Source organism: uncultured Bacteroides sp. (assembly GCF_905207245.1).
In the GTDB taxonomy this organism is placed as follows: Bacteria; Bacteroidota; Bacteroidia; order Bacteroidales; family Bacteroidaceae; genus Bacteroides.
The window spans coordinates 240,081-251,118 of sequence record NZ_CAJLKP010000001.1; the positions used below are offsets into that span (position 1 = coordinate 240,081).

7 protein-coding genes are annotated in these 11,038 nt (G+C 44.5%); 5 read left to right on the plus strand and 2 right to left on the minus strand.

From position 1 onward, the window contains the following. Positions 1–7: 7 nt before the first annotated feature. The 5 genes from QZ135_RS00880 (at position 8) to QZ135_RS00900 (ending at position 6,372) form a co-directional block, all read left to right on the plus strand. Positions 8–1,696, plus strand: coding sequence for a RagB/SusD family nutrient uptake outer membrane protein (locus QZ135_RS00880; RefSeq protein WP_294604971.1), 1,689 nt, complete (start codon positions 8–10; stop codon positions 1,694–1,696). Positions 1,697–1,708: 12 nt separating this feature from the next. Beyond that, on the plus strand, positions 1,709–2,284 hold the full coding sequence (locus QZ135_RS00885; protein ID WP_294604973.1) for a hypothetical protein: 576 nt from the start codon (positions 1,709–1,711) through the stop codon (positions 2,282–2,284). A gap of 88 nt (positions 2,285–2,372) precedes the next feature. Continuing rightward, the gene (gene hepC, locus QZ135_RS00890; RefSeq protein WP_294604974.1) at positions 2,373–4,409 is read left to right on the plus strand and encodes a heparin-sulfate lyase HepC; all 2,037 of its coding nucleotides are present in this window, start codon (positions 2,373–2,375) and stop codon (positions 4,407–4,409) included. A gap of 58 nt (positions 4,410–4,467) precedes the next feature. Further along, entirely contained in the window at positions 4,468–5,730 is a 1,263-nt protein-coding gene (locus QZ135_RS00895; protein ID WP_294604976.1) for a DUF4995 domain-containing protein, read from the plus strand. 204 nt (positions 5,731–5,934) lie between these two features. Further along, positions 5,935–6,372, plus strand: coding sequence for a DUF6078 family protein (locus QZ135_RS00900; RefSeq protein WP_294604979.1), 438 nt, complete (start codon positions 5,935–5,937; stop codon positions 6,370–6,372). 420 nt (positions 6,373–6,792) lie between these two features. Here the strand turns inward: QZ135_RS00900 and scpA are convergent, their stop codons facing one another. Beyond that, entirely contained in the window at positions 6,793–8,940 is a 2,148-nt protein-coding gene (gene scpA / locus QZ135_RS00905) for a methylmalonyl-CoA mutase (protein ID WP_294604981.1), read from the minus strand. Between the two features lies 1 nt (position 8,941). Beyond that, the gene (gene mutA / locus QZ135_RS00910) at positions 8,942–10,801 is read right to left on the minus strand and encodes a methylmalonyl-CoA mutase small subunit (RefSeq protein ID WP_294604984.1); all 1,860 of its coding nucleotides are present in this window, start codon (positions 10,799–10,801) and stop codon (positions 8,942–8,944) included. Positions 10,802–11,038: the final 237 nt, after the last annotated feature.

Genomic DNA, 11,038 nt, shown 5'->3' on the forward strand with positions numbered 1-11,038 from the left:
TAAGATTATGATAAAAAAAATATATTCACTGCTTGTCTGTGTGATTCTTATAAGCAGTTGCTCATTAGACAAAGAACCTGAAACAACTTTGACCGACCCTGGTTTCTGGAAAACGGAAACCGACTTACGGGGCGCGTGTAATAGGCTGTATATCGACCTTCCCGGTTTTCTGACCGGAAGAGGACATGATTTACGTTCGGAAGAATTATTGGGAACCACACCCGATGTAATATCTTCAGGTAGCCGTGGTGTTCCTGAAAAATCGTCAGACTGGACTGATCCTTATAACAAGATTGGCGTTTGCAACAACATCATCATTAAAGGAGGAGAAGCACCTATCGACGAGGCAAGCAAAAACCGCTGGATAGCCGAAGCCCGTTTCTTCCGCGCTTTCTATTATTTCGACCTGGTAAAAAAATATGGAGATGTACCTTTGATTTTGAAGGTTTTCACAAATACCACAGATCCCGAAATAAAGAAAGGAAGAGATCCACGCGAAACCGTTATACAGCAATGCTATTCTGACCTTGAATTTGCCTGCGAATGGCTACCCGATATTGATAAGCTATCCGACAACTCCAATTGGGGACGTGTATCACGTTCAGCCGCTTTAGCCATGACTATCCGTATCGGATTGTATGAAGGAACCTACATCAAGTATCATAATTTGCAGGGAGGTGACAGCAAGGCGCACTTGAAAAAAGCAATTGATGCGGCAGAAACAATGATCTATACAGAAAAGAAACATGAACTTTATTCTAATTTCCAGAATTTATTCTACTTCGAAGGTGAAGGACGCCAGAATAAAGAAAATGTTTTCGTGAAAATCTATGGTCCTAACGGAGCTTCCAATGCAATTGTTTACCACAATCAATCAAGTACAAAAGCAACTCAGGTAAGTCTTACGCGCCAGATGATTGACAATTTCTTATATGCAGACGGATTGCCGAGAAAACAATCGGCGTATTATAAGATGGATGTCAACCATGACGACATCTTCACCAATCGTGATCCCCGCCTTGCAATGACAGTTTTTTCATATAAGGAAAAAGCTTTCAAAGGGGCTGAATTCCGTCCTTTCGACTCTACCAACTATGGTGGAACCGGTTATCCTATCAAGAAGGGATATTCTAACAGCGAATTCAACACTAATGGTAAAGAGACTGTTGACAAAATGATTATACGATACGCCGAAGTGCTTATCTCTTACGCTGAAGCCTTCTATGAGTACTATGGCGAAATCAGTGATACCAAACTGAATGAAACGGTCAATCTCATCCGCAAACGTTCAGGATTCGATGCTGAACTGTCCAATCAATTCGTGAGAGATCATCAGTTAAGCATGATTGAGGAAATACGCAGAGAGCGCATCGTGGAATTTATCGATGAGGATATGCACTATGATGATATCATACGCTGGAAAACCGCTGAAAAGCTGTTGCCACAAGCTTTATTGGGTATTTTATTCAATCCTGAGGAGAGTGCCAAGACCGATAAGGAATTAAATTACCAATTCACTGACGAAAATGGTTTTTACAAAGGAGTAAAGTTGTACGACCAACCCAACATTTATGTAGGAGAGGATATTTCCAGCCGTAGCTTCAATCCTGAACGTGACTATCTTTATCCGGTTCCTTCCTATGAGATATCTACATCTGGAGGAAACATCAAACAAAACCCTAAGTGGAACGATTAATAACAAGAAAATATGAAAACTATATTTAATAAAATTACATTCCTTTGCATCCTTGCCGCAAGCTGCGTACTTGCAGGATGCAGCAACGACCATGACGAATGGGAAAATGGTGATCCGGCTCTGGCTCATGTCTATTACTATTGTTTTGAAAAATGGGGAGGCATTCCCGGTGGAAACGATGTCAGCTATTCTGTGAATCAGGGTGAAACCATTGCGATTCCCACTCAGTTCTATAGCAGCTTTACACGTAGCTACAGTCCGATAGTATATTACTATACTTCGGCCACTCCGAAAGAAGAAGCATTGGTATGCGGCACAGATTACGTTGTAGTCGACGAAAGTGGTAATACACTGACACCTGATGCTTCGGGAGCTTACGAAATGATATGGCCCAATGCAAAGAAGGGAGTACAAAACATTTATATCAAGACTCTGAACGGCAAGAAAGGCTCTTTCCGTGTATTGACTTTTTCTCCGGAAAAGAAAATGGACGTAACGGATGTCAGCACTACTTCCATCGTAAAGACCGAAGAGTATGAAGTGCGTGCCATATCAGAAAATTATTTTGTAACTGTTGTTATTAAATAAGTTCTCTCATCTAAAAACAGATAAGTTAAGAACGGATGAGGATAAAGCTCTTCATCCGTTCTATCATCTATTAATCAAATTCTAAACCATGCCCCATACACTATCAACCAACCATCTATTTCTCAGATGTAGCAAACCTGCAATCATCTGCCTTTTGCTCTTGGCCGGTTTTCTTTCTTCCGTGCAAGCAAAAGCCCCTGCAAATGAAGTCTTTGCACTGCTCAATCTTGATTATCCCGGACTGGAACAAGTGAGAGCCTTCTACAAAGCAGGAAAAGAAGACAAAGCAGCCCAAGCATTGTTGAGCTATTACCTCCATCGCAAGGGAATTGTGAACCCGGCTATCGACCTGAACAACCTGAGCATCAGCAAGCGTGAGCAGAAGTGGGCGGATGAAGCGCTGGAACATACATTTTATGTACACGATGGCTACCAACCTTCCTTCAATTACGGCAAAGACATCAACTGGCAATACTGGCCCGTTCAGGATAATGAACTCCGTTGGCAGCTTCACCGCCATAAATGGTTCACCCCGATGGGAAAGGCATACCGAATCAGTAAAGACGAGAAATATGCCAAAGAATGGACCTACCAATATATGGATTGGATAAAGAAGAATCCTTTGGTAACAGTGAACCAGGAAGAATATGAGATTGCAAGCGCAGGAGAAGTAAAAGGAACTGCTGAAAACGTACGTTTCGCATGGCGTCCGTTGGAAACCAGCCACCGGTTGCAGGATCAGATACATCAATTCACTTTGTTTGTTTCTTCGCCCGCATTCACTCCTGAATTCCTGACGCAATTCCTGGTAAACTATCACCGGCATGCCGACCACATCCTTCACAATTATTCAAAAGCGGGAAACCACTTATTGTTCGAAGCGCAACGTATGTTATATGCCGGCACGTTCTTCCCCGAATTTAAAGAAGCTACCGCATGGCGCAAAAGCGGTATCGACCTGCTGAACCGCGAGATAAAGAAGCAAGTGTACGAAGATGGCGGACATTTTGAACTCGACCCGCACTATCATCTGGCTTGCATCGAAATCTTCGACAAGGCTTTACAAATGGCAGACGCCAATGGTTTCCGTCAGGAATTTCCGCAATCGTTCATTGATACCGTAGAGCAGATGATTGTGTTCTATATGAACATTTCCTATCCCGATTATCTGAATCCCTGTTTCAGTGATTCCAAGAAGGACAACAAGCAGCACATGTTGGCACATTATAGCAACTGGACCAAAATGTATCCCGATAACGAGCAAATCCGTTACTTCGCCACAGAAGGCAAAGAAGGAAAGCTCCCCGCCAATCTCTCTCAGGGTTACTTGAAATCAGGCTTCTTCACCTTCCGCAACGGTTGGAAGCAGGATGCCACAGTCATGGTGGTAAAAGCCGGTCCGAAAGGAGAATGGCATTGCCAGCCCGATAACGGTACATTTGAGCTTTGGTTCAATGGAAAGAATCTGTTCCCGGATAGTGGTTCGTATGTTTATGCCGGCGATGATGAAGTAATGAAGCTCCGCAACTGGTTTCGCCAAACGGCTGTACACAACACTCTGACTCTGGACAATAAAAATCTGGAAACAACAGAATCCGTAACCAAATTGTGGAAGCCGGAAGGCAATGTACAAATATTGGTCACAGAGAATCCCAGCTATAAAGATTTAAAACATCGCCGCTCCATATTCTTTGTCGAACAGCAATACTTTGTCATTGTCGATGAAGCCATCGGAACTGCTACCGGTAATATAAATCTGCACTATCAATTATGCGATGGAAAAGCAGACATAAACTCAGAGAACCTATCCCTGACATCTGATTTTGAGGGAAACAGTCAGGTGAAATTACAATGTTTTGCTGCCAAAGGAACCGTATTAAAAGAAGAAGAAGGTTGGTTCTCAACAGCATATCGCCAACGTACAAAACGTGTTGCCCTCTCTTTCAACACTGATAAAAAAGATAAGGAAACCATACGTTTTATCACTGTTATATACCCGACTCAAAATAAGAAAGATTTTCCTGACATGAAAGCCCGTATCAAGAATACAGACCAGAAACAAAAGTCTATGGAAATAGAGGTCACAATAAACGGAAGCAAACAGTTACTTAAATACCAACTTTAATAGCATCCCTATTATGACTATCTTTATCAATAACGAAAATCATCAAATAACTAATTATATGAAAAGAAATTCTCTATTCCTTGCAACAGCACTTCTCATCAGTCTTGCAGGTTGCAAAAGCACTCCGGTTCAAGACGAACCCTGGATAAGCAACGCACTCGATGTCGCTTCCTTTCAATTAGAAAAGACGGCTGAAGAACTGACCGGCACCAACCGGATACCACGTTCTATACATTCCGGTTATGACATGAACTTTCTTGATAGCCAATTGCAACGTGAAGATAAATCATATATTGATTCTTTACTTCCCAACCTGTCTGCCAAAGAATTACAACAAAGGTACATCTGCGGCATTACAGACTGGACCAGCGGATTCTTCCCCGGCAGTCTTTGGTATACTTACGAAATGACCGGCGACGAAAAGCTGAAGAATTGTGCCATTCAATACACCAACATGCTGAACCCGATACGCCGCCTGAAGAATACACACGATGTCGGTTTCATGATAAACTGTAGCTACGGAAATGCGCTTCGACTGGCACCTAACGACACCATTAAAGCCGTTATCATAGAAACAGCAGATAATTTATCCGCACGCTTTAATCCTGAAATCGGCTGCATTCGTTCCTGGGACTTTGGTGAATGGAATTTCCCTGTTATCATCGATAATATGATGAACCTGGATTTACTGTTCAATGCCACAAAGCTTTCAGGAAATCCCAAATACCGTGACATTGCCGTAAAGCATGCACAAACCACAATGAAGAATCATTTCCGTCCGGACTATACCTCCTATCACGTAGTCAGCTACAACAACGATGGAAGTGTGGAAAAGAAAGAGACCCACCAAGGTAAGAACGACAATTCCGCCTGGTCGCGCGGACAAGCTTGGGGAGTTTATGGCTACACTTCATGCTATCGCGAAACTGAAGATACTACATTTCTCCGGGAAGCCATAAACATTGCGGATATGATTATGAAAAGGGTAACTACCGACGACTGCATTCCATATTGGGATTATGATGCACCCACAGGTGAAACCACTCCGAGAGATGCCTCGGCAGCAGCCATCACAGCCTCAGCGCTACTTGAACTTAGCACCTTTGCTCCGGAAGGAAAGAAATATTTCGACTATGCCGAAACCATTCTGAAGAATCTTTCCAGCGATAAATATTTGGCAGCGAAAGGCACTAACCAAGGATTTGTATTAATGCACTCCACCGGTTCACTGCCCCACGGTTCGGAAATAGACGTACCACTGAATTATGCAGACTACTATTATCTGGAAGCTTTACAGAGATATAGGAATCTAACTAAGTAATCAGATTGTTTTACTGGGTAAATCCGTTACTAATGTATCATACAGAAGTAACGGATTTTTTATTTATAAAAGATAATCCGGATATTTCAGTCAAAGATACTTTATAAAAACAAATCATAATATCACAGAATATCATTCTATAATCTGCCTCAATCCGTGATATATATCGTACCTTTGCCGCACAATCATTAAATTGAAAACACAATGGAAAAAGAATCGTTCGATTATTCAAAAGTTCCCTATAACTTTGGTCTGTGCACGACAGCAGATTGCCCTCATGCCGACACTTGCCTGCGCCGGATTGCGTATAGCCATACTCCGGCAAGCATTACTTTTCCGCCTACACTGAATCCGAAAACAATTGAAGCCATGGCAGGAAAGTGCGAATATTACCGTTCCAACCAAAAAGTGCGTTATGCCAAAGGTTTTGTCCGCACCACGGAAGCACTGGCTGTCAGTGCATCAGGAACATTCCGCTACGGGCTGATTGGTAACTGGGGAATCAGAAAATATTATCAGAAACGAAAAGGAGAAACTTTATTGTCGCCTGCCGAGCAGCAAAAAGTGATTGCACTGGCAAGGAAGTTGGGCTTGCAACAAGAAGAGTATTTTGATAGCTATGTAGAAGAATACAATTGGTAGCAAGGTTGCTGTCGTCCGGCATGGATAGGCAAGTACACAGCTTACAAACGAACAGCCGTGCCCCGGCAGGTGAATGAATTTCACCTTACGAGGACACGGCTGTTTCTTTTCGTGGTAACTCGGTTTACTCCAAACGGTAACTTCATTTACACGCCGAGGTAAAGGTCGTTACATACCGAGGTAAAAGCCGTTACAATACGGGGTAAAGGTCGTTACATACGGTGGTAAATGCTTTTACATTAGGAGACAAATAGAATGTAAATGCAATACACTGATAGTCAAAGCACTAAAGACACAACCTAATTTTCGTACCTGTACTTAAAATCGGAGTATTAAAACAAAAAAGCGGACCGCAGGTAAAGAAACACCCGCAGTCCGCTTATTACTTTCAGCGCCTCAGCGCTTTATCACTTCTTAAATTTATTCTTCATCCATCAGGATTTCCAGAATCTGGCAAGCAGCCTTGGCTACTGGAGAACCCGGACCAAAGATGGCAGCTACACCGGCTTTGTACAAGAAATCATAGTCTTGTGCAGGGATTACACCACCGGCAATCACAATGATATCCTCACGGCCCAACTTCTTCAATTCCTCAATAATCTGCGGAATCAGTGTCTTATGTCCGGCAGCCAGTGAAGAAACCCCCACTACGTGAACATCGTTTTCAACTGCTTCGCGGGCAGCTTCGGCAGGTGTCTGGAACAATGGTCCCATATCCACGTCGAAACCACAGTCGGCATAACCGGTTGCTACTACTTTGGCACCACGGTCGTGACCGTCCTGGCCCATTTTTGCTACCATGATACGAGGTTGACGTCCCTCTTTCTTCGCAAACTTCTCAGCCAGTTCACAAGCACGCTTGAAGTCGCTGTCGTTCTTACTTTCTGATGAATACACGCCTGATATAGTTCTGATTACTGCTTTATAACGTCCTACAATCTTTTCGCAAGCATACGAGATTTCACCCAGCGTAGCGCGAACACGGGCAGCTTCAACTGCCAACTCAAGCAAGTTGCCTTCCTTGGTTTCCACACATTTGGTGATAGCTTCCAATGCTTTCTGTACAGCTGCCTCGTCGCGTCCTTCTTTCAAAGTCTTCAGGTTAGCAATCTGTTCCTGGCGAACAGCCGTATTGTCAATTTCAAGGATATCAATCGGAGCTTCTTTCTCCAGACGATACTTGTTCACGCCGACAATAGTCTGAGAACCGGAGTCGATACGTGCCTGCGTACGCGCAGCAGCTTCTTCAATACGCATCTTAGGAATACCGGTTTCGATAGCTTTTGCCATACCGCCCAGCTTTTCTACCTCTTCAATCAATTCCCATGCTTTATGAGCCAGGTCGTTTGTCAGAGACTCTACATAGTAAGAACCGCCCCATGGGTCAACATTCTTACAAATATAAGTTTCTTCCTGGATATAAATCTGAGTGTTACGTGCAATACGTGCAGAGAAGTCCGTCGGCAAAGCGATGGCCTCATCCAGTGCATTGGTGTGCAATGACTGAGTATGTCCCAGTGCAGCAGCCATAGCTTCGATACAAGTACGGCCCACGTTATTGAACGGGTCTTGTTCGGTCAACGACCAACCTGAAGTCTGGGAGTGTGTACGCAAAGCCAGAGATTTCGGATTCTTCGGATTGAACTGTTTCACAATCTTCGCCCACAACATACGTGCAGCACGCATCTTGGCAATTTCCATGAAGTGATTGGTTCCGATAGCCCAGAAGAAGGACAGACGCGGAGCAAAAGCGTCGATGTCGATACCTGCAGCAACACCTGCACGGAGGTATTCAAGACCGTCGGCAAGCGTGTAAGCCAACTCGATATCAGCCGTAGCACCTGCTTCCTGCATGTGGTAACCGGAAATAGAGATAGAGTTGAACTTCGGCATCTTCTGTGAAGTATATTCAAAGATATCAGAAATAATCTTCATTGAGAATGCAGGCGGGTAAATATAAGTGTTACGCACCATGAATTCTTTCAGAATATCGTTCTGAATCGTACCAGCCATTTCTTCCAACTTAGCACCTTGTTCCAAACCTGCATTGATATAGAATGCCAGAATCGGAAGCACGGCACCGTTCATTGTCATTGATACGGACATCTTGCTCAAAGGAATACCATCGAAGAGCACCTTCATGTTTTCCAGTGAACAGATAGATACACCGGCTTTACCAACATCGCCTACCACACGTTCGTGGTCGGGGTCGTATCCGCGGTGTGTAGCCAAGTCGAAAGCAACGGACAAACCTTTCTGTCCGGAAGCCAGGTTACGGCGGTAGAATGCGTTAGACTCTTCGGCTGTGGAGAATCCAGCATACTGGCGGATAGTCCAGGGACGCAGCGTGTACATCACTGAGTACGGGCCACGCAGATAGGGAGGCAAACCAGCAGCATAGCCCAGATGTTCCATGCCTTCAAGGTCTTCTTTCGTGTAAACAGGCTTCACTTCGATGTGTTCCGGCGTTTTCCAGTCAGCATGGATGCCGTTAGCCTTCTGCCACTCAGCACCGTTTACGGGCTGGAATGCGGCATATATATCTAAGTTCTTAAAATCTTTTCTCATCTTACTTCAAAAGTTTAGCGTTGTATTCCTTTAATGTTTCCAGCACGTTGACACGAACATGGATGAAGTTCTCGATACCGGCAGCTTTCAGTTCTTCCATATTGGCAGGAGCACCGGCTACGATGAACATGGCACGACCATCCAGCGCCTTAAAGGCAGGAACCGCATATTCCACATATTCATCATCGCTGGAACACAGTACCACGATGTCGGCTTTGGCAGCCATAGCGGCCTCTACACCTGCTTCCACTGTGGGGAAACCGAGGTTATCAACCACTTCATATCCGGCACAAGCCAGGAAGTTGCAAGAGAACTGTGCACGTGCCTGACGCATAGCCAGGTTACCGATAGTCAGCATGAACGCTTTCGGACGTTTGCCGGAAGCTTCCGTTTCAAGGCGCAATGCCTCAAATTCGCTGGCAGCACGGTCGAAATTCAATGTCGGAACATCTTTTTCGCAAGTATCGTGTCCACCACAGCAGCAAGTAGCTTCGAGCGGTTTCTTGTCACCTGCTTTTTCATTAAAGTTCGGGAACTGGTTGGTACCCAGCAACACTTCGCGACGCTGAGCAACGGACTTATGACGAGCCTTGTTGCTTTCGTTCACGGCAGCCTGCACTGTGCCGGCTTTCACTGCGGCATAGAAACCACCTGCTTCTTCTACGGAGAGGAAGAGTTCCCAAGCTTGCTTAGCGATAGATACAGTCAGGTTTTCAATATAGTAAGAACCGGCAGCCGGGTCAATCACCTTGTCGAAATGAGACTCTTCTTTCAGCAACAATTGCTGATTGCGTGCCATACGTTCTGAGAATTCATCGGGAGCAGTGTAAGTTTTGTCAAACGGAGTAACCGTCATAGAATCCACACCAGCCAGGGCAGCACTCATGGCCTCAGTTTGCGTACGCAACAGATTTACGTGAGCATCAAACAAAGTGAGGTTGAATGTAGAGGTTTCCGCATGTACATGCATCTTGGCAGCACAACGGTTGTCTGCATCATAAGAAGCAACGATGTTTGCCCACAACATACGGGCAGCACGGAATTTCGCAATTTCAAGGAAATAATTAGAGCTGATACCAAAGTTGAATTTAATCTTCTTGGCAACGAGGGCTGCGGGAAGTCCGGCCTCAGTCAGTTGGTTCATGTATTCATTACCCCAAGCCAAAGCATATCCCAGTTCCTGGTAAATGTATGCACCGGCGTTATTCAGCGTCAGGGCAGTTACATTTAATACACGATATTTAGGCAGAGCAGCAGTTGCTTCAATCAAGGCTTTGGCAGTTACAGGCATATCGCCCTTTTCCTTGCCTTTCGCCAGCATCTTGTCGAAGAAGTCATAGCCGATGGAGCCTTGCAGCTTCGCCAGGTCGTAGCCTTTCTTCTGGAAGTAAGCCACCAGAAGTTCTGCGAGTTCTACAACATGTCCCTGACAAGTATAGAAGTTCAGTTCCACACATTCAGCACAGATGCCTTCGAGCAAAGTCTCGATGTATTCGGCATTGAGTTCTTTCGCCTTTACGCGGAAAGCCAGTGAGTCGATACCTTTGTTAAGGATATCCAGCGCTTTTGCGTTAGCTTCCTTGGGGCATTCCACCTTGATTTCCTGACGAACCAGCCATTCGTTGTTGTCTTTCTTGGTACCTCTGAGGTAGGGAAATTCACCGGGAAGTGCGTCTGTCGTTTTCAGTCCTTTGAGGTCTTCCATGCGGTAGAAGGGTTTCACCTTAAATCCTTCGTTTGTCTTCCAAACGAGTTTCTTCTCGAAATCAGCGCCTTTCAGGTCGGCTGTCACTTTCTCCATCCACTGTTCGGTAGAATTAGGAGCAAAGTCCGAGAAGAGTTTTTCTTTACTGTCTGCCATAGTTTATTTAATCATTAAAAAGATAATTAGTAATCTCTTCACTTACCTATTTGTCGAAAAATAGGACTTGCAAATATACTCAATAAGTTATAATAACAAGGATTTTTAAGTAAAATTCGCACGGAGATTGACATTCTGAAAGGATAGTGTTCAATTCCTCCGTATCCGGACCATCCCCCGACCGTATCCGAACTGCACTTGCTCCGTACATTCTTCGGTTAGAGGTACCTCTGAGCG

Bases quoted from the DNA above. Each gene is read 5' to 3' on its own strand.
- QZ135_RS00880 (WP_294604971.1), top strand. From the start codon at position 8: ATGATAAAAAAAATATATTCACTGCTTGTCTGTGTGATTCTTATAAGC.
- QZ135_RS00885 (WP_294604973.1), top strand. From the start codon at position 1,709: ATGAAAACTATATTTAATAAAATTACATTCCTTTGCATCCTTGCCGCA.
- hepC (WP_294604974.1), top strand. From the start codon at position 2,373: ATGCCCCATACACTATCAACCAACCATCTATTTCTCAGATGTAGCAAA.
- QZ135_RS00895 (WP_294604976.1), top strand. From the start codon at position 4,468: ATGAAAAGAAATTCTCTATTCCTTGCAACAGCACTTCTCATCAGTCTT.
- QZ135_RS00900 (WP_294604979.1), top strand. From the start codon at position 5,935: ATGGAAAAAGAATCGTTCGATTATTCAAAAGTTCCCTATAACTTTGGT.
- scpA (WP_294604981.1), bottom strand. From the start codon at position 8,940: ATGAGAAAAGATTTTAAGAACTTAGATATATATGCCGCATTCCAGCCC.
- mutA (WP_294604984.1), bottom strand. From the start codon at position 10,801: ATGGCAGACAGTAAAGAAAAACTCTTCTCGGACTTTGCTCCTAATTCT.